We start from the raw sequence: 19,445 nt of genomic DNA, 5'->3' as shown, positions 1-19,445 counted from the left end.
GGTTGTTTTTGTTGTTTTGGGCGGTGGGGGTGGGTGGGGGGTGGGGGGGGGGGCGGGGGGCCCCCCGCCGGCCGCCCCCCCCCCCCGCCTCCGCTAGGCCTTCTTCAGGGTGAAGTCGGTGGTCACCGTTCCCTTCTTGACCACCTTGACGGTGGTCGTCGTCGGGGCGTAACCGTCCTTGGCGACGATCACGGTGAGGGGGTTGTTACGCGCATCCAGCCAGAGTGCGTAGTGGCCGTCCTTGTCCGTGATCAGGGTGTACGAGGACGCCCACGAATCGATCTGGACGGTGGCTCCCTTAAGGGGTGCCGCGGTGCCGCCGGACGGCTTGCCGAGTACCGTTCCGGTGATCTTGCCCCAGGTGTTGGGCGGGGCCACCGTCATGGTGACGGGGACCGACGCGACCGAGTACGGGGTGTTGGCGGAGATTCCGATCTGGGCCGTGAAGTCACCCGGCTGGGTGATCTCGTCGACCGCGGACTTCACCGACACCGCGACCGTGACGCTTGCTCCCGGAGCGAGCTTGACCTCCGAGGAGTCCAGCGACAGCCAGCTGACGTCCGAGCCGCCGGACTGGTCGTAGCCGGCGAGCAGTTCGACGGCCTTGGACGGGGTGCTCGGTGCGTTGGCACCGCCGACCTTGTAGAAGCCCGGGGCGCCACCGCCGCGATAGGTCGCGACGTCGGCGTTGGGCAGGGACGACCAGGTCCCGGCGGCCGGGTCGTAGGCGTAACCCGCGTTGGTGAGGGCGCCGCCGCTGACGCCGGACGAGACCAGCAGCAGGCCGTTGGCCGCTGTGTAGGAGGAGGCCCACTGGGTCTTCGGCATGTCCGGCAGGGTTGACCAGGAGTCGGCCGCCGGGTCGTAGACGTATGCGGACTTCAGCTCACCGGCGCTGTTGGTACCGCCGGAGCAGTACAGCTGCCCGCTGATGGCGCCGCAGGACTCCCAGGCAATGCTCTCCGGGTAGTTTGCCGCGGTGGACCACGAGTTGGCCGACGGGTCGTAGACCGTCACCGAGGTGGAGCCGCAGGCGGTGGTGCAGCCACCGACGGAGTAGAGCTTGCCGTCCAGGACCGCGGAGCCCGCGCCCGCCAGCGGAGCCGGCGAAGAGGCGCCGGTCGTCCAGGTGTTGGTGGCGGGGTCGTAGATCTCCAGTTTGGCGTCCGGAGCCCCACTGGCGGCCCAGCCGCCGGCGATGTACAGCTTCCCGTTGATGAAGCCGTGGGCCGGAGCCTCCCGGGTGTCGGCCGCGTCGGCCAGCTTCGTCCAGCCGTCCGTCGCGTCGTAGGAGAACAGCGACTTGGTGTCGTCCGTACCGTCGTAGCCGAACGCCGAGTAGATCTTGCCGTTGTCGGCGGTGACTGCGTTGTCCATGATGGAGCTCGGCAGATCAGCCACGGTCTGCCAGGCATCGCCACCCTCGGCCGGAGCGACCGCGGCACCGGCGGACTTGCCGGCCTGGCTCTTCGCCGACAGAGGCGAGTAGTCCCCCTTCTTGCTGATCAGCGGCGCACCCGCGGCGGCCGGGGTGAAGGCGCCGGACTTCTCGGCCAGCTTGACGGTGGCTTCGGCACCACCGGTGTTCTTGATCGTGACGTTCTTGGTCGCCGAACCGCCCCAGGCAACAGGAGCGTTGACCGCGGCGGGGGTGACCTTGAGACGCCCGGCCTTCAGGGAGAAGTCCTTGGTCACGGTCGTGTCGGCCGAGATGGTCACGGCCTTGGAAGCGCTGGTGTACTTGGGCTTCGCGGCGGTCAGGGTCTGCTGGCCGAGCGGTGCGAAGGCCCAGTAGAAGCCGTCGCCGAGCGCCGCGTCGTCCGGGGTGGCGGCCGAGGTCGTGCTCACGGCGCCGTCACCGGTGCCGGTGAGCGTGCTCCCGATGATGCCGTCGCCGGTGTTGGCATCGTTGACCTGCCCGACGACCAGACCGCCGGGGACGGTTGTCGTGCTGCGGCCGCCGATGAACACGTCGTCGAGCTGCCACCACCAGCCGAACTTGCCGGTGAAGTGGAACCGCACCCGGACGTCGGACTTGCCCGCGTAGTCGGTGAGCGGAACGGTGGTCTTGGAGCCGGTGAGCGGAGCGGCGTGCGTGTAGACCGTGGACCAGGTGGTGCCGCCGTCCGAGCTCGCCTCGACGGTGGCCGTCTGGGAGGAGTACGTCTTGTAGGTGGTCTGGTAGCTGAGCTCGGGCAGATCCGTGCCCGAGAAGTCGTAGGACGGGCTGGTCAGCGTGGAGTTCTGGAGCTTGCCGCTGCCCGCCTTGTCGCTGTCGACGATGGCGAAGGCGCCCGTGCCACCGGTGGTGTTCTTCCGGTTGCCCGGGTCGTCGAACTGCCATCCGCCGGTGGTGCCTTCGGCGTTGGCGACGGTCCAGCCCTCGGGAGCCGACGTGGTCGAGTCGAAGGGCTCGGTGGTGCCCACGTCCTTCGCCTTGTACCCGGCCGCGGTGCCCGCCCAGGCGTCCACCGGCAGGCTCACATTGGCGGAGACCGCCGAGTCGCCTACGGTGATGTCCTTGGTGGCGTCCTGGTAACCCGGGTAGTTGCTGGTGACCTTCAGGGTGTACGACTTACCGGCCGGGAGGTCGACCGAGTAGCTGCCCGTGCTCGGGTCGGTCTGGATGGGCGCGCCGGGCACTCCGTCAACGGTGACCGCTGCGTAGAGCGGCCAGCCGTGGCCGGAACCGTCGGTGATCTTGCCGGAGACCGTTCGGGTCTCAACCGGGGAGAGCGTCAGGCTCTTGGTGACCGAGCCTCCGTCGGTGATCTCGACGCCGGAGACGGTGGCCGTGGTGTAGCCGTAGGCGGCGACCTTCAGGTCGTAGGTGCCGGGAGTCAGAGACAGCGAATAGGTGCCGTCCGCGCCGGACTTGGCCTGGGAGTCGCCCGCGGTGATCTGCGCGCCTGCGATCGGGTCACCGGTGGCGCTGCTGGTGACGGTGCCGCTCACCTCGCCGTGCGGACCGTTGCGGAAGGCCTGCACGCCGTTGGGCGTGCCGAGTCCGGTCGGGCCGTCCCAGCCCGTACCCGCGGTGCACATCTTGGCCGGGGTGCAGGAGCCGTTGTCGCCGTCGACGACGTCGTTCAGACCGCTGCCGCCGGCCGCGTAGGGGTAGGCGGCCGGGTAGGTGCCCGCGGTCGGTGTGCCGGCTGCGGCGTAGGCGCCGGCGATGATCGGCGAGGAGGCGCTGGTGCCGCCGTAGACGGACCAGCCGTCACCGCCGTAGGTCTGGTAGACCGAGACACCGGTCAACGGGTCGGCGACCGCGGAGACATCGGAGACCGCACGCTTGTCGCAGTCGGTGTCGGCGTTCTCCTGCCAGGCAGGCTTGGCCTCGTAGAGCGAGCAGCCCGAGCCCGGGCCGCCGTAGCTGTTGTGCCAGACCGATTCGGACCAGCCACGGGTGGAGGAGTCCTGAGCGAGCGCGGTGCCGCCCACGGAGGTCACGAACTGTGAGGCCGCAGGGTAGGAGACACCGTAGGCGTCGTCGCCCGAGGAGGCGACCACGGCGACACCCGGGTGGTTGTAGTGGGCGTCGAATTCGGTGGTCTCCGCCGGGTCCTCACCACTGCCCGCAGTGCTGGTGTAGCCCGTGCCGTACGAGTTGGAGATGAACTTGGCGCCCTGCGCGACCGCTTGGTCGACCGAGGCGCCCATGTCCTCGAAGCTGGCGGAGTCGGCTTCCACGAGGATGATCTTCGCGTACGGCGCGGCTGCCGAGACCATGTCCAGGTCGAGCGAGATCTCACCGGCCCAGCCGCTGTCGGTCACCGGGTAGTCGGCGCCGCCCCGCTGGTCGATCTTCTTGAAGCAGCCGTTGTCCGTGGTGCAGGCGGACAGCCCGTACTGCGCCCGGTAGACGGCGAGGTCCGACTCGGCGGTCGGGTCGTCGTAGGCATCGACGATGGCGACCGTCTGACCCGCACCGCCGTCGGCCGGCAGGTTGTAGGCGTTCTGGAGGGCGGTGGCACCCCAGCCACTCGGGGTGGTGTCGCTGGGCTGGACGCCTTCCTTGGCGGTCACGTCGGTGCGGCGCAGCGCGAAGCAGCTGACCTCACCGGGTCCGGGTTCGGCGCAGGATGCCTCTACGGACGGTTTGGTGTTCTGGTCAGCGTTTGCAGTCGCCGCCGCGTTCGCCGCCGGAGCGGTGAGTCCCAGTAAGGCGATGGCTGAGGCGCTGGCCAGGGCGGTCAGCCCGGTCCAGGCCGATCTTCTCCGTCTGACAGCCGGTCTGTATATGCCGGTGACAGTCAATTGCGTGTCTCCCATGTGATGCACGGGTCGACCACACGCTTTTCAGGTCGACGGCGAATCGTTTTCGCCGTTCACCAATTAGTTGGTATTCGAAAGGCATATGTCAATGGAACCATTGTTAATTGTCTATGTCTCTGCAGCGCCGAAGGGGTCATTTTCGAGCGTATCGAGAGAAAAGCGGCGCCTTGTCGATTTCAGTGGTCTAGGCATCCGGCGATGTCATGGGGGTTCCGTCGAAGTGATCCGGTGTCCCGCACGGCTGGTGCCCTCGGTGATCGCCGGCTCGGGGGCGGCGGCTTCCCACCTCGGGCCCCTCTCGCGCTCGGGCCGGTGCGGCGCTGTGCGCCCTTCGTGTCATGAGGCCTAACTCGGCTCCGTGCAGGGAGAGGTGATTCGCCTGGCGGGCGGAGTCGGACCGATCGTGGCTGAGCGGTGGTGGCCGGAGAGCAGTCGGAAGTCGCCAGGTGAATGTGATTCGGCCACTGGATGATGGCCTGACGGCTCCAGGGATCTTGCGAGGCGGCCGCGACCAGCATTCTCGTCGGTGGCGGACATGGCGGGGCGATCACTTTCGGGCAATGATCTGTGTAAGTTGCATGAGTGTCCCGAATATCCGCTTGCGGGAGTTACTGGAAAACATGACTCCGCTTTGATGCTCCGCTGGGCCGTTTTACCGCACGGTTCGAACGCCGCTAAATGATCGAGGGAGTGGAAATGTTTATTCGCAGTGGTTCGGTGGAAATGCCGGCAGGGGCCGGAAGGTAAACACGGCTCATCGGATTCTCCTGTGCGGGAAGGAGTACCGGATGTGACCCGCCGTGCCCGGCCTTCCCGACGGTTCTCGGGAAGGCCGGCATCGGCATGGACGTGGAGTCCGTTGACCGTTCGGAGGTCTAGACCGGATGGTCGAACGCCTCGGTGTCGAACGCGCCGCGGACGCCGGGGGTACGAGGCCCGTGGGGCCCGTCGAGATCACCGCGATGACGGGAGTATCCTCGGCGGACCCTGGAGCGGTGCACTGCCGGTGGACGTAACCCCTGACACATCAACTCGCTGATGAAGTGTCAGAACACTTCGTGGTCGCGAGTTCATGCGTTTCCGGCCGCCCTCACCCGGCCCCCGCCCTCGCACGCGAGGGCCCCGAGATCGATCGAGTCGGCCATGGCCTCCATGCCCTTGTCGTCGGGATGCAGATGGTCGCCGCCGTCGAACGTCGGCAGGAGCCGCTGCGGGTCGTACGGGCTGCGCAGGACCTTGTCGAAGTCTGCCACCGCGTCGACCGCGCCACTGGTGCGGATCCACTCGTTCACCTCGGCGCGCACCGCATCACCCTGCGGATCCCACTCCGACCAGCCCTTGTACGGCAGGACGGTGGCCCCGACGACGCACTTCCCCGCAGCGTGCACCCGGTCGATGATCCGGCGGTATCCCTCCGTCAGCGTGGCGGCCGTGACATCGGTGTGGGACTTGATGTCGTTGACTCCCTCGAACAGGACCACCGTGCGCACCCCGGGCAGTGACAGCACGTCGCGGTCGAGACGCGCGAGCGCACTCTGTCCGCCGCCGTCCGCGAGGACCCGGTTCCCGGATATCCCCGCGTTGGCCACGCCCTGGACCGTGGAGTCCGGCATCCGGTGGAGCCGGCGTGCCAGGAAATCGGGCCAGCGCAGGTTCTTGTCGGTGGTGGACTGCCAGCCGTCCGTGATGGAGTCCCCGAGCGTGACCACGGCGCCGGGAACGGGATCCGGATCCACACTCACCGCGTCGAGGTAGAACCACGACCCGATCTGCTCCGAGTACGCGCCGTCCTGTTCCTCGGCAGCGTGGTCCCCGGCGGTCGCGTACGACGTCTGGAGCGCCATCCCGTGCCCGGTGGCGGGACCGCCCGCCGTCCGCACATACAGACTGACCGCCAGATCGCTGCCGGCCACGGTCCTCCCGGGCAACGGATCGCTGTAGCGGATCTCACCGGGCGCAAGGGTCACGGACGTCGCGCCGTCGAAGCGCAACCTCCTGTTGGAGCCCGCCACCAGCCGGGCACCGCTCTTTCGGAGCCCGGTGTAGGCGCTGCCGATGACGAGGGGCCGGTCGCCGAACGCGTTGGACACCCGGACGCGCACTCTGCTGCCGCCCACACTCGTGCGGACAACCAGACGGTAGGTGCGGTCGGACGGAGCCTCACCCAACCGGTCCGCGCTGGCCGCCCAGGTGACCACCGACCGGTCGGGTACGGGAGTCGCCGCGGCCACGGAGGAGGCCTGGGCGGGCGCGAGACCCGTGGCGGGGGCGAGACCCGCGGCGGCAAGGGTCACGGCGGCGATCAGGATGCGGTGCGCCGCGCCGCTCATCGAAAGTTCCGCAGCGTGACGGATTCCCCGGAGCGGAGGTCGATGTCGTGCGAGATGCCGCCTGCCGTCACCGTCGTGCTGCGCCCGCCGACACTGCGGACGGTGGCCTCGCGGACCCTGCCGTCGCGCCAGCTCAGGTCGACGGAGAAGCCGCCGCGCGCCCCGATGCCGGTGACCGAGCCGGAGTGCGCCCAGGCGCCGGGCAGTGCGGGGAGCAGCTCGATGTGTCCGGGGCGCGAGTAGAGCAGCATCTCGATCATGGCGGCGGGAGTGCCGAAGTTGGACTCGATCTGGAAGATCCCCCGGCCCTGCCCGGTCTCGTAGATGTCGAAGAGATTCATCGCGCTGCCGTTGCTGCCGTCGACGGACGGCCGCAGATTGGTGACCACCAGCTGATACGCGTTCTCCGCGTGCTTCAGCCTTGCCCAGCACAGGGACCGCCAGGCGTTGGCCCAGCCGAAGTTCTCCATCCCACGTGCGGTGAGGAGTTCGGTCGCGCCCTTCACCAGCGCCGCGGGTGAGGCGTCGGGCCGGATCCGGTCGCCCGGGAACAGCCCCACCAGCGGGGAGAGATGGCGGTGGGTGGTTTCGCCGAGGTTGTCCGGGGACATCCATTCCTGGAGCCAGCCGGTCTTCGGGCTGACCTCGGGCATGTACAGCCGCTGTTGCAGCCCGGCGACGGTCCTGCTGTACGCGGCGTTCCGGCCGAGCAGTGCACTGGCCTCGCGGTAGTGCGCGAAGAGGTCCCGTACCAGCTCCTGCGCGTAGGTGATGCCCTTCGCGTCCTGCGGGCCGTGCTCCGGCGACCAGTCGTTGTCGGCGACCAGGACCTCACGCTCCTTGCCGGTCTCAGCGTCGGTGACCGTCATGGTCAGCAGCCGGGCCTCCCAGAACTCGCAGGCGCCTTGGAGGAGCGGGTAGATCTTCGCGAGGTGCTCCCGGTCCTGGGTGTACTCGTAGTGATCCCACAGCGTGTTGCACAGCCAGGCGTTGCCCGACGGGTGCCACCACCAGCCCAGGCCGCCGTAGATGTTCGTGGAGAAGGCCACGGTCCAGCCGGCGACTCTGCCCGAGGAGTTGCGGAACCGGTTGCGCGGATCGTTGAACAGGCTCCGGGTGAGTTCCGTCCAGACCGGCAGCTGAGAGAGGCAGTAGTCGGTGAACGCGTCGAAGTTGCGGGAGAGTCCGGTGCGGTCGGCCATCCAGTAGTTCATCTGGATGTTGATGTCGGTGTGGTAATCACCCATCCAGTCCGGGTCGTTGCCGTCCAGCCACGGGCCCTGGAGGGCGACGGGAAGGCCGCCGCGGGAACTGCTGATCATCAGGTAGCGGCCGAACTGGAGGTAGAGCGCTTCGAATTCGGGGTCGGGTTCGCCCTGCTGAGTGCGCGCCTTCAGACGTTCCCAGGTGTCGAGAGACCGTTGATCGGCCGTGGAAGGGCCCAGCGAGATCTGCATGCCGTCGAACTGGTCGCGGTAGTCGGCCACATGGGTGTGCAGCAGAGCGGTGGGTGAATGCCGTACGGCGTCACGCGCCTTGGTCCTGGCGAGTGCGGACGGGTCGAGTTCCGGGTCCCGGTAGCCGCGCCGCGGGTCGGGGGAGTAATTCGTACCGCCGCTGATCACGACCGTCAGATCCGCGCAGCGGGTGAAGACGATCTGGGAGCCCTGGGTGCTGACCGAGCCGCTCATGCTGTGCGCGGTGACCGCCGCGCCGTAGCGGAGCCCGTTGGTGAAAGCGGCGCCGAAGAAGAGACTGCGGTGCGCGCCGTCCGCCGACGTTGCCTCGTCGTGCGTGCCGTCGAGCGAGACGGTGCCGGTGTAATGGCCCCCGCCCCGTTGGGAGAACTGCACGACGATCACGTCGTCCGGCCGGCTTGCGAAGACACGGCGCTCGAAGGACACGCCCGAACGGACATAGCTGGAGCTGACCAGGCCCTGCGCGATGTCGAGTTCGCGGCGGTAGCTGTTGACCGCGCCGAGGTCGTGCTCCGGGATGTCGATGGTCACCTGTGCCAGCTGGGTGAAACTGCCGAAATCGCCCCGTCCGTAGGGGAATTGCCCGTCCTGATCCAGCACGTCGTTGGCGCCGCCGGTCCACATGGTGGCGTCGGAGACGAAGAGCAGTTCGTGCGAGGGGTCGTTGCCGACGAGAGCACCGAGGCGGCCGTTGCCGACCGGCAGGGCCCGCTCCAGCATCGTCTTCTCACCGGCCGGGGCGCGATACCACATCCGTGTCGTCGAGCCTTGCCCCTCGGCGAGCATCGGTGACGTGGTGGGGCGCTCCGGTGGGGCGGAGGCGGCGAAGGCGGGGAGGCCGCCGAGGGCGGTGAACGATCCGACGGCGGCGGCGAGCGAGAGCACGCGACGGCGGCTGGTGCCGTTACTGGGCTGCGCAGAGGTGTGCGGATGGTGGTCGTTCACGGGACTACTCCATTCCTGCGGACACGGTGGAGGGCGCGGTACGGCGTCGGGGGACTCGGGCGGGAGTGCGGGTAGCGGCGGCACGGGACAGGGGCGCGCCGATCAGGGCGCGCCCCCGGCTGTGGTCGTGCGACGGGGTTACCGGAGCGGCACGTCGATCTTGTCGATGTCGGGCGAGTAGCCTGTGCCGCTGTCGAAGGTGACGGTGTTGCTGCCGGCCTTCAGCGTGACCGGCACGCTGATCGTGTCGGCCGCTCCCCAGCCACCCGTGGACGGGAAGGCCGTCATGACCGGCGCTTTGCCGTTCGCCGACACGCCGATCGACCGTGGATCGCCCGATGTGTAGGCGACGTCGATCAGGTAGCGGCCGGCCTGCTTGACGACGACGTCCGTGAACTGGAGCGTGCCGCCCAGATACAGGTTGCCGACCTTCTTCGTGCCCGAGCACTCGGCGCAGTCGGCGACGGAGGCGGAACCCGTGAGGACGTTGTCCGGGGACTCCGCCTCGTACGCCGTCGTCTTCAGCGCGGGGCCCTGCGGGGTGACGGTGAACAGTCGCGAGCCGTGGGCCGGCAGGGCCTGGGTGATGCCGTCCTTGTACCGGCCGAGGTTCTCGCTGTTCCACACGTCACGGACGGACGCCTGACCCGTGAAGCCGAGGGCCGACCAGTCGGCGGTGACCGGGGATGCGGAGTCACCCTGGTTGAACAGGGCGACGGTGTAGCTGCCGTCGGGGTTCTCCGATGCCCAGACCTGCTCGTCGCCGACCGAGGTGACGGGCTTGGCGGGCTTTCCCGGCTGCTGGTCGATCTTCAGCACGTCGCGGTTGGTCATCAGCGACAGACCGTAGTCGTCCAGCTGGGTGAGGTCGTCCCCGCTGAACAGCGGCGACTTGGCGATCGCCCAGAGCGTCATGTAGCTCTGCCGCTCGGCCCTGGTCAGGCCGCTCATGGCGGCGCTGCCCACATTGATCGAGTCGAGGTCGTTCCAGCCGCCGGGGCCTGCGTACCGTGTCCACCCCGGAGTGTCCCGCCACCGGTCCTCGACGGAGTTCTCCCACGACACCAGGGTGTTGCAGTAGCACTCGACGTCCGTGTCGACGCGCCATCCGTTGGACGTGGCCTTCCAGTCCTTGGCGTAGCCGATGTCGAGCGACCAGGAGATCTCCAGATGAATGGGCCGACCGGTGCTCTTGATGGCCTTCTGCCACGCCGCGACGTCCGCGCGGTTGTCGTAGTTGTCGCCGCTCTTGAAGGATCCGGGGCCCACGCCGTCGAGCTTGAGGAAGTCGTAGCCCCAGCCAGCGAGAAGCTGGGCCTGCGAGTCGACGTACTTCTGGGCGCACGGCTTCGAGAAGTCGATCCTGTACGAGCTGTCCCAGCCGTTGGTCGTCCGCAGGTCGCTGTAGACGATGTCGCCGGTGGTGCAGTTGTCGGTGTTCCAGATCGGCAGCTTGCCCCCGCCGTACCCCTCCTTCTCCAGACCGACGGGCAGATAGATCCCTGCCTTGAGTCCCTTGCCGTGGATACGGTCGGCGACCGCCTTCATCCCACTCGGGAAGCGTGCCTTGTCTGCCTGCTGGCGTCCGTACGCGTCGAATTCCGGTGTCCAGTCCCAGCCGCGCCACCAGCCGGCGTCGATGTTGATGTACTCGTAGCCGTACTTCTTGAGCTTGGTGGCCAGGGCGTCCGTCTGCTTGTTGACGTTGGCTTCGGTGAGATAGCTGTAGTTTCCGTCAGGATTGACTCCCGGGTACGAGGTGGTCTGGAGGCTCCAGCTGCTCCAGCCCATGTACGGCTTCTGGGCCGGGCTGTCCTCGCCGGGGCCGGCTGCGTCGGCCGCGGTGGTGGTGACGGGGGAGGCGGCGGAGGCTTCGGACGGGGCAGCCTGCGCCGTCGGGACCGCGACGGCAAGGCCGGCTGTGACGGCGAGTACCAGCGCTGAGCGGAAGGCTCTCGCGGCGGGGCGGGTGGGTGACCGCATGAGGGGGACCTCTTCGCTTTCTCGGCTGAGGGATTCGGCAGTGGTGCGGTGTTCCGGTCGCGGACAGGGCAGAGCAGGAGAGGGCGGGGCGGTGCAGGCGGACAGCGCGGAGCGGTGAGGCGGAGCCGGGTGCGCTACTTGCCGGAACCGATGGTGAGACCGCTGATGAACTGGCGCTGGAGCGCGAAGTACACCAGCAGTGTCGGGATCGCGGTCATCAGGGCGCCGGCCGCGATGAGATTGGGATTGGTGAAGTACTGGCCCTGGAGGTTCGCGAGTGCGGAGGTGATCGGACGCTTGTCACCGGTCTCGATCAGGGCGAGCGACCAGAAGAAGTCGTTGTAGATCCAGATCGATTCGAGGGTGGCGAGCGCCGCGAAGGCGGGACGGCACAGCGGCAGCGCGATCTGGAAGAACTGGCGCCACACCGGGGCGCCGTCCACCAGCGCCGCCTCCGTGATCTCCTTCGGGATCGTCCGCATGTAGTTGCTGAGGACGAAGGTGCAGAAGCCGCACTGGTAGGCGATGTGGATGGCGACGATGCCCCACATCGAGTTGTAGAGCAGGAACGAGTCGCTCATCCAGCCGGGCAGCGGGATCAGCAGGTAGAGCCGGTACAGCGGAGTGATCAGTACCTGGGCGGGGAGCAGGTTGCCGGCGGTGAAGAGCATCAGCAGGACGACGTTCCAGCGGAAGTCGAACCGGGAGACGAAGAAGGCCACGGCGGCGGAGAAGAGCAGCGTGCCGAGGACCGCCGGAACGGTGATCAGGACGGAGTTCCAGAAGAAGTGCGGCATGCCCGACTGGTTCCAGGCGGCGCCGAAGTTCTCGAAGCCCAGGCTGTGCGGCAGGGAGAGGTAGCCGTGCCTGCTGGTGTCCGAGTAGGGCCGCAGCGAGGTGTACACCGCCCACAGCAGCGGAACGAGCCATAGGAAGGCGATCCCGCCGAGCAAGAGGTGCCTGCCGGTCTGCCGCTCCGGACGGGCAGGTCCCGTGTCCGGTGACGGCGGACGGCGCCTGCGCGAGCCGGCGGCCGGCGGAGTGACGGTCGCGGTCACTGGTCCTCCTTGCGGAAGGTCTGGGCAAGGAACGTCCCGATGGCGGCCAGCGAGACGATGAGCAGGACGACCGCGAGCGCCGAGCCGTAACCGATGTGGCTGGACTCGCCGATGATGTTGTCGGTGATCAGGAGCGACAGGAGTTCCATGCCGGGTTTGCTCCCGACACCGCCGCCGAGCACATACACGATGTCGAACGCCCTCAGCGACTCCATGACAGTGACCACGAGGATGATGACGTTGACGGGCCTGAGCGCCGGGAAGACCACCCGCAGGAAGGTCTGGCGTCCGTTGGCGCCGTCGAGCGCCGCCGCTTCCTTCAGCGCGGGGTCGAAGCCCTTCAGGCCGGCCAGATAGAGGATCATGATGTAGCCGGTGTGCCGCCAGGCGGAGGCGATGAGCACGGCCCAGAGATTGAGGTCCGGGTCGCCCAGCCAGTCGATGTGATGGCCGGGCGCCGCCCCGTTCAGGATGCCGTTCAGAAGGCCGTTGTCAGGGTTGTAGATGATCTCCCAGATGAAGCCGACCACGGCGAGCGAGAGCACCATGGGCAGGAAGACCGCGGTCTGGTAGAAGCGGGTGAACCTGATCTTCCGGTCGAGCTGGTACGCGAGGAAGATGCCGAACGGTGTGGGCAGCAGCGCCGTGAACAGCAGCCAGACGACGTTGTGCTGCACCGCGGGCCAGAACGGCGGGTAGTTGGTGAAGATCTCCTGGTAGTTGTCGAGCCCGACCCAGCGGATGTCGCCCGGCTCGATGCCGTCCCAGCTGGTGAAGGACAGCCCTACGGAGGCAAGCGCCGGCAGCCAGACGAAGACCAGCAGGACGAGCAGCGGAATGCCGACGATGACCGTGAGGAAGAGCCGGTCGCCGCGACCGAGCCGCAGGGGCCGCGAGCGGACGCGCGGCGCGTCGGGAGGCGACGGGGCGGGTGCCCGGGGAGGGGCGGCGGGAGCAGCCGGGCGTACGGAGGACATGGTGAACCTTCCCGGTCCGGATCAGGCCGTGAAGAAGCGCGACCGCTGGGACTCGATCTTCTTCAGCAGGGCCGAGCCGTCGTCGGGGTGGCCCAGCCACTGCGCCAGACCGGGCAGTACGACGGTGGAGATGAACCCCGGGTCGCTGTCGCGGTCGCCGAACTGCGTGATGTGCTTCGCCGATGCGATGAGTTCCGCGGACTTCTTCTGCAGGGCGTTGTACGAGCCGGTGTCCGCGGCGGAGTGGACGGCCACATTGCTCGGGTCGGCCCCCATGTACACGTTCTCCGCCTTGGCGCTGCCGAGGAATTCGAGCAGACGGGCAGCGCCCTCCGGGTTCCTCGGCTTGCGGCTGAGCATGAACCCGTCGGTGGGTGCCTCGACCGTGTCCTGGCCGTGGGCCGCTTCGATCTCCGGGAAGGGGAAGAAGTCGATGTCCGCGCGCAGCTTGTCGTCGGTGATCTGCTGCCCCAGGAACAGCCCGATGACCGCCATGCCGGACTTCTTGTCGAGCAGCGACTGGGCTGCGTCCTGCCATGAACGGCCGCCCGCGCCCTGCTGGTAGTAGGGGCTGAGCTCACGCCAGAGGTCCAGGGCCCGGCTCGTACGGCGGTCGGTCCACGAGACCTCACCGCGCATGAGCGACATGTGGAAGTCGTATCCGTTGGCCCGCAGGTTCAGATAGTCGAAGGCGCCGAGGATGGACCAGCTGTCACCCCCGCCGTATCCCGAGGCTATCGGCGAGAGGCCGTCCTTCTTCATCCGCTTGGCCAGCGCGGTGAATTCGCCCCAGCTGCGGGGCGGTTCGTACCCCCGCTCCTGGAACACGCTCCGGCGGTAGAAGACGGCCCACGGGTAGTTGTACAGCGGAACGAAGTAGTACTTGCCGTCCTGACCCTTGGAGAGCTGCTTCGCGGCGTCACTGAAGCCGGAACCTATGGTGTCCCAGACGTCGTCGAGCGGGTGGGCCAGCCCCTTCTTGGCGAAGTACTGCATGCGGTATCCCGCGAACCAGGTGAAGACGTCGTCCGGCGTGCCCTGGAGGTAGGTGGAGATGCTCTTCTGGAACGTGTCGTGGTCGACGGTGTTCGTCCTGACCTTGAGACCGCTGTCCTTGGTGAAGGCACCGGTCACCGCCGCGTACGCGGACTTGGGTGTGGCGTCCGCCCCGTTCGATCCGAAGGACACCGTCTTCGGGTCGGCCGAAGGACCACCACCGCAGGCCGCCAGCAGCGGCGCGGCCAGCGCGGCGGCGCCGACTCCCAGTGTGCCCCGGACCACCGAGCGGCGGCTGGGATCGGCGGCGGGCGAGAAGATGCGGCTCTGCATCGTCATTGCTGCTCCTCATACGTGTTCTGTACCGATGAAGGACTGGATCGCGGTCGCCGCGGCCCCACGCGCCCATTCCTCGAAGGGCAGCGGGCGTGTCATCACGTCGCACTGGGCCGCGGTACCGAAGGCGGCGGCGGCGAAGGTGTCGCGGATCTGCTCGGCGAACAGGTCGTACGCCGCCAGGCCCTCGCCCGAGATGATCACCCGCTGGGGTCCGAGGACGTTGACCACGGCCCCGATGGCCCGTCCGATGGCCTCCCCGGCCCGCGCGTACACCTCCCGGGCGCCGGGATCACCCCGGTGCGCGAGCTCCAGGGCCTGCGCCGAGTCGGTGACCGGCAGCCCGGTCACCTCGCCGACCCGGCGGATGATGGCGGAGTCACCGGCGATGGCCTCCACGCACCCGGTGTTGCCGCAGTGGCACGGCGGGCCCTGCGGGTCGATGGACAGATGCCCGATCTCGCCGGCCACGCCGTGCGCGCCGGAGACCACCCGTCCGTGTACCACGAGCCCGCAGCCGATGCCCGCGCCGACCGTCACCAGTGCGAAGTCCGGCACTCCCACTCCGGCTCCGAACCACTGCTCGGCCACGGTCAGGGCCCGCACGTCGTTGTCGACCGTGACGGGCAGACCCGTCACCGTCCGGGCCAGCTCGGCGAGCGGTACGTCGCGCCAGTCCAGGAAGGGCGAGTAGCGGACCACTCCGGCGGCACGGTCCACATCTCCCGACACCGCGAGACCCATACCGCTGACCCGTACCCCGAACCCGTCGGCCTCCGTGAGGAGTTCCTGCACGAGTGCGGTGGTCGAGGCGAGCACGGCACCGGGATCACGGGCGGTGATCCGGACGTGCCGGGCGACCCGGATGCGGCAGCACAGGTCGGTCAGGACCGCGATGATCTCGTCCCCGGTGACCTTGATTCCGATGAACAGGGCGCGGCCGCCGTCCACCCGTACGAGGCTGGCGGGCCGCCCCAGGGACGGCGGCGCCTCCTCGTCCACGCCCTCGACGAGGTAGCCGGCCGCCATCAGGGGCCGTACGGCCTTGGTGACCGCGGCCGGTGAGAGGTCGGTCCGCCTGCCGATCTCGGCCCGGGTGAGGGGGCCGTGGGACAGCGTGGTGGTGAAGACCAGGGAGGCGGCCGGCGTCGGAACCGGGACTGCCTCGGTACGGGGGAGCGAGCGCATGGCCGAAACGTAGAGGGTGTTCTTTTCTGCTGTCAATAAAAGAAACACGCTCTTTTGAAGTCTCAACTCATTGTGCGTGAAACATGCAAATCTCATATCGAGTAAGGGGATTGACAGGAGATCGAAGGCGGAGTTGGCTGCCGACTGCCGTCGCGGCGCAACCTGAACGTGAGGACCGATGTCTGTGATCGCTTTCGCCCCCGACGCCGGGGTCTGGCTGCTGTCCACCCCGCGCACCTCGTACGCGCTTCGGATCGACGCGACGGGAGCGCCCTGCCACCTCGCGTGGGGCCCCCTGCTCACCCTTGACGAGGCCCAGGAGGTCGCCACTGCGCCCGCACCCCCGGTCAGCAGCTTCGAGGGACGGCCCGTCGGTGACGAACTGCCTGTCGACGGCGGGACGCGGTACGGTCCCCCCTCGCTGCAGGTGCGCTTCGCCGATGGCACCCGCGCCTTCGAATGGCAGCCCACCGGTCACCGTGTCCTCGAGCCGGCGCCGGGCTCGGCCGAGCTGGTCCTGGAGTTCCGCGACCGTGTCCACCTCCTCCGGGTGGCACTCCACTACCGGGTCCACGGCGACAGCGACGTCATCGAGCGCTGGACCGTGCTGCGCAACGACGGCGACGCACCCGTCACCCTCCAGCGCGCGGACTCAGCCGCCTGGACACTGCCGTTCCGGGACGGCTACCGCCTGAGCCACGTCACCGGTCAGTGGTCCTCCGAGACGCAACTGCGCCGGGAGACACTACCGTTCGGTGAAACCGTCCTCACCAGCAGGCGCGGCATCACCAGTCACCACGCGAACCCCTGGGTGATGCTCGACGCGGGCGACGCGACCGAGAGCCGCGGCCAGGTGTGGAGCGCGGCACTGGCCTGGAGCGGGAGCTGGCGCATCACGGTGCAGCGCACCCCCGACGGCCGGGCGGGTTTCACCGGCGGCGCAGGCCACGAGGGCCCGTCCCTCGCGCTCGGCCCAGGCGAGGAGTACACCACCCCGGTCCACGCCGGGCTCTACTGCGAGGGCGGTTTCGGCGCGGCGAGCCGGGAGTGGCACGCGTACACACTCGCCCAGGTGCTGCCGCATCCCCGGGAGATCCGGCCGGTTCTCTACAACTCCTGGGAGGCGACCGGCTTCGACGTCGACGAGGCGGGCCAGATGGCGCTGGCCGCCCGGGCGGCGGCGCTCGGCGCGGAGCTCTACGTCATGGACGACGGTTGGTTCGGGGCGCGCCGCAGCGCTGAGGCCGGACTCGGTGACTGGACACCGGACCCGGACCGCTTCCCCGGCGGACTGTCACCCCTGGTCGAGGAGGTGCACCGGCTCGGCATGCGCTTCGGACTCTGGGTGGAGCCTGAGATGGTCAACCCGGACAGCGACCTCTACCGCGAACACCCCGACTGGGTACTCCACTTCCCCGACCGCACCCGCACGGAGCTGCGCAGCCAGCTGGTCCTCAACTTCGCCCGTCGCGACGTCGCGGAGTGGGCGTACGGATGGCTGACCCGGCTGGTCGGCGACCACGGCATCGACTTCCTCAAGTGGGACATGAACCGTGCGTTCAGCGAAGCCGGCTGGCCGGACCGGGCGGACCGGGCGGACGAGGTGTGGACGACGTACGTCCACCACGTCTACGACGTCATCGACCGGCTCCGCGTCGATCACCCCCGGCTCCGGATCGAGGCGTGCAGCGGTGGCGGCGGCCGGGTGGACCTCGGCATGATGTCCCGCACCGACCAGGCGTGGCCCTCGGACAACACCGACGCCGCTGACCGGCTCGCCATTCAGCACGGATACGGTCAGCTCTACCCGGCACGGACCATGGCAGCCTGGGTGACCGACGTGCCGAACCAGTTCACCGGCCGCTCGGTGCCACTGCGCTTCCGTTTCCATGTGGCGACGGCCGGGGTCCTGGGCATCGGCGGCGACCTTTCGCGCTGGTCCGACGCCGAACTGGCCGAGGGGGCCGGGCTGGTGGCCGAGTACAAGCGGGTACGCCACCTCGTGCAGCACGGCGAGCTGCACCGGCTCCGAGCCCCAGGCGAGCACGGACCGGCGGCGACACAGTACGTCGCCGCCGACGGCAGTGAGACCCTCCTCCTTGTCTGGCAGCGGACACCGCGGCACGGCAGCCCGTCACCTGCCCTTCGGCTGGCCGGCCTCGACCCCGCCGCCCGCTACCGCGACGCCCGCACCGGCACGGTCCATTCCGCGACCGTGCTGCGGGAGTACGGGATCCGGCCCGAACTGCCGCCCGGCGACTGGGCGAGCGCGGCGGTGCACTTGATCAGGGTTGTCCCACCGCTCGAGGGCGGAGGAGCGGCGGGCGGATGAGTACCCCGGCCTCCCCGGCGCCCTCACTTGCTCGTACACGCGGACGAGAGAGGGGCCGGGACGGCCACGCCGGGCGGGGAGGCACTGCCGGCGATCCGCTCAGTGCCTGCGCACGCGGGGTGCCGGCACCAGACGCACGACGGTGTTCAGCACATGGTCGATCACGTCGCGCGAGGGCTTGTCCGTGAGATCGGTGAGCATCCGGGCCAGGGTGTTGAGGAGAAAGGGCGATCCCATGACGTACCGATTGAGGATGGGCTGGAAGCCCGAACGGCTGAAGACGATGTCGGCGGCCGCGTTGCCGAGACGGTAGTAGCGCCCCCAGCGGCGGTTCATCTCCACCGGGTAGCTGTGGAGCACCCGTTCCCGCCGGGGGCCCGGGGGAAGGGCGAGGGCGAGCGTGGCGCTCTCGGCCGCGACCTCGCCGGCTTCCATCGCCTGGCCGATGCCCTCCCCGTTCCAGGGGCTGACCATGCCTCCGGAGTCGCCGACCAGCAGAAGTCCCCGGGTGTAGAGCGGGTGACGGTTGAAACCCAAGGGCAGCGCCGCGCTGCGGACAGGGCCGTCGGCATTCTCCTCGTGCAGCCCCCAGGCGTGCGGAGTGCGTGCCAGCCACTGGTCCAACGTGGCCCGCAGGTCCGCGATTCCGTGCCTGCGGTGAGGCAGCGCACCGAGCCCGACGTTGACGCGGCCGTCCCCCATGGGGAAGATCCAACCGTAGCCCGGCAGGTAGTGATCGCTCCCCGGGAAGCGGAGATCGGCCCACAGTTCCAGGTACTCCTCCCGAGACCGCTCCGGGCTGCGGTAATAGCGGCGGGCGGCGGTCGCGATCTGCCTGTTCGTGTCCCGCTGCAGGCCCATCGCGAGCGCGAGGCGGGCGGAGGCTCCGTCGGCGGCGACGACGATCGGTGCGCGGAAGACCACGGGCTCCTTCGCTCCGGCCGTGGCGGTGACACCGGTGATGCGGCCGGTTCGGTCGGTGACCGGCCCGGTCACCTTCACCCCGCTGCGCAACCGCGCTCCGGCGGCGACGGCGTGACGGGCCAGGATGTCGTCGAAGTCGTGCCGGCTCCGCGAGAGGCCGAAGTCCGGGTAGCGCCCCAGGGCGGGCCAGTCGATGTGCACCTGATGTGCACCGGCCACCCATCGCATGCCGCGCGAACGCGTCCACCCCGGAGCGTTGATGTCGATACCCATCCGTATGAGCTGGTGCACCGCTCGCGGGGTCAGGCCGTCGCCGCACACCTTTTCCCTGGGGAAGTGGGCCTTCTCCAGGAGCAGGACATCGATGCCCGCCCTGGCGAGGTGATAGGCCGCGGCCGAGCCCGCGGGCCCCGCCCCCACCACGATCACGTCGGCTTCTGCGTTCGAGCCGGGGACGGAGCGATCGTCCGGCGAGGACTGCGCCGACGTCGTTTCCCGCATAGGAACCCCTTCCTGGACAACCGGTGGCGTACCGAGGACGGCACCCCGGTACGTCATCATCGATCAGGAGGAGCCGGCGCGGAACACGGCCCGATGTGTGGATCGGGCGGAGCTCTGCG

10 protein-coding genes are annotated in these 19,445 nt (G+C 68.8%); 1 reads left to right on the top strand and 9 read right to left on the bottom strand.

The genetic code is table 11. The features are described from left to right. Nucleotides 1-93: 93 nt before the first annotated feature. The 8 genes from ACFVXE_RS04885 to ACFVXE_RS04850 form a co-directional block, all read right to left on the bottom strand. The gene (locus ACFVXE_RS04885; protein ID WP_389669231.1) at nucleotides 94-4,260 is read right to left on the bottom strand and encodes a carboxypeptidase regulatory-like domain-containing protein; all 4,167 of its coding nucleotides are present in this window, start codon (nucleotides 4,258-4,260) and stop codon (nucleotides 94-96) included. Nucleotides 4,261-5,348: 1,088 nt separating this feature from the next. Beyond that, complete coding sequence (locus ACFVXE_RS04880; protein ID WP_389669230.1) at nucleotides 5,349-6,608, bottom strand: SGNH/GDSL hydrolase family protein; 1,260 nt, start codon at nucleotides 6,606-6,608, stop codon at nucleotides 5,349-5,351. Next, nucleotides 6,605-9,031, bottom strand: coding sequence for a glycoside hydrolase N-terminal domain-containing protein (locus ACFVXE_RS04875; protein WP_389669228.1), 2,427 nt, complete (start codon nucleotides 9,029-9,031; stop codon nucleotides 6,605-6,607). Before ACFVXE_RS04875 ends, ACFVXE_RS04880 begins: the two co-directional genes overlap by 4 nt. A gap of 138 nt (nucleotides 9,032-9,169) precedes the next feature. Further along, complete coding sequence (locus ACFVXE_RS04870) at nucleotides 9,170-11,014, bottom strand: alpha-galactosidase D (protein ID WP_389669226.1); 1,845 nt, start codon at nucleotides 11,012-11,014, stop codon at nucleotides 9,170-9,172. 134 nt (nucleotides 11,015-11,148) lie between these two features. After that, entirely contained in the window at nucleotides 11,149-12,072 is a 924-nt protein-coding gene (locus tag ACFVXE_RS04865; protein WP_389669225.1) for a carbohydrate ABC transporter permease, read from the bottom strand. Then, the gene (locus ACFVXE_RS04860; RefSeq protein ID WP_389669223.1) at nucleotides 12,069-13,049 is read right to left on the bottom strand and encodes a carbohydrate ABC transporter permease; all 981 of its coding nucleotides are present in this window, start codon (nucleotides 13,047-13,049) and stop codon (nucleotides 12,069-12,071) included. Before ACFVXE_RS04860 ends, ACFVXE_RS04865 begins: the two co-directional genes overlap by 4 nt. A gap of 21 nt (nucleotides 13,050-13,070) precedes the next feature. Further along, on the bottom strand, nucleotides 13,071-14,384 hold the full coding sequence (locus ACFVXE_RS04855) for an ABC transporter substrate-binding protein (RefSeq protein WP_389669221.1): 1,314 nt from the start codon (nucleotides 14,382-14,384) through the stop codon (nucleotides 13,071-13,073). A 9-nt stretch (nucleotides 14,385-14,393) separates the two neighbouring features. Continuing rightward, nucleotides 14,394-15,569 carry an ROK family protein gene (locus ACFVXE_RS04850; RefSeq protein ID WP_389669219.1) on the bottom strand — a complete coding sequence of 392 codons (1,176 nt, stop codon included), beginning with the start codon at nucleotides 15,567-15,569 and terminating at the stop codon, nucleotides 14,394-14,396. A 178-nt stretch (nucleotides 15,570-15,747) separates the two neighbouring features. Between ACFVXE_RS04850 and ACFVXE_RS04845 the strand changes: the two genes are divergently transcribed. Next, nucleotides 15,748-17,901: an alpha-galactosidase gene (locus tag ACFVXE_RS04845; protein ID WP_389669217.1), complete on the top strand. Its 2,154-nt coding sequence runs from the start codon at nucleotides 15,748-15,750 to the stop codon at nucleotides 17,899-17,901. A gap of 99 nt (nucleotides 17,902-18,000) precedes the next feature. On the opposite strand, the gene ACFVXE_RS04840 is transcribed toward ACFVXE_RS04845, so the two are convergent. Then, on the bottom strand, nucleotides 18,001-19,326 hold the full coding sequence (locus ACFVXE_RS04840; RefSeq protein WP_389669215.1) for a geranylgeranyl reductase family protein: 1,326 nt from the start codon (nucleotides 19,324-19,326) through the stop codon (nucleotides 18,001-18,003). Nucleotides 19,327-19,445: the final 119 nt, after the last annotated feature.

Origin of the sequence: Streptomyces sp. NPDC058231, assembly GCF_042882275.1 — a bacterium.
Taxonomy (GTDB): Bacteria; Actinomycetota; Actinomycetes; order Streptomycetales; family Streptomycetaceae; genus Streptomyces.
Note: the sequence above shows the minus strand (reverse complement) of the source record. Positions and strands in the feature narration are given on the sequence as shown.

Coding starts and splice junctions, on each gene's coding strand:
- ACFVXE_RS04870 (WP_389669226.1), bottom strand. CDS start 11,014: ATGCGGTCACCCACCCGCCCCGCCGCGAGAGCCTTCCGCTCAGCGCTG.
- ACFVXE_RS04860 (WP_389669223.1), bottom strand. CDS start 13,049: ATGTCCTCCGTACGCCCGGCTGCTCCCGCCGCCCCTCCCCGGGCACCC.
- ACFVXE_RS04855 (WP_389669221.1), bottom strand. CDS start 14,384: ATGACGATGCAGAGCCGCATCTTCTCGCCCGCCGCCGATCCCAGCCGC.
- ACFVXE_RS04845 (WP_389669217.1), top strand. CDS start 15,748: ATGTCTGTGATCGCTTTCGCCCCCGACGCCGGGGTCTGGCTGCTGTCC.
- ACFVXE_RS04880 (WP_389669230.1), bottom strand. CDS start 6,608: ATGAGCGGCGCGGCGCACCGCATCCTGATCGCCGCCGTGACCCTTGCC.
- ACFVXE_RS04850 (WP_389669219.1), bottom strand. CDS start 15,569: ATGCGCTCGCTCCCCCGTACCGAGGCAGTCCCGGTTCCGACGCCGGCC.
- ACFVXE_RS04840 (WP_389669215.1), bottom strand. CDS start 19,326: ATGCGGGAAACGACGTCGGCGCAGTCCTCGCCGGACGATCGCTCCGTC.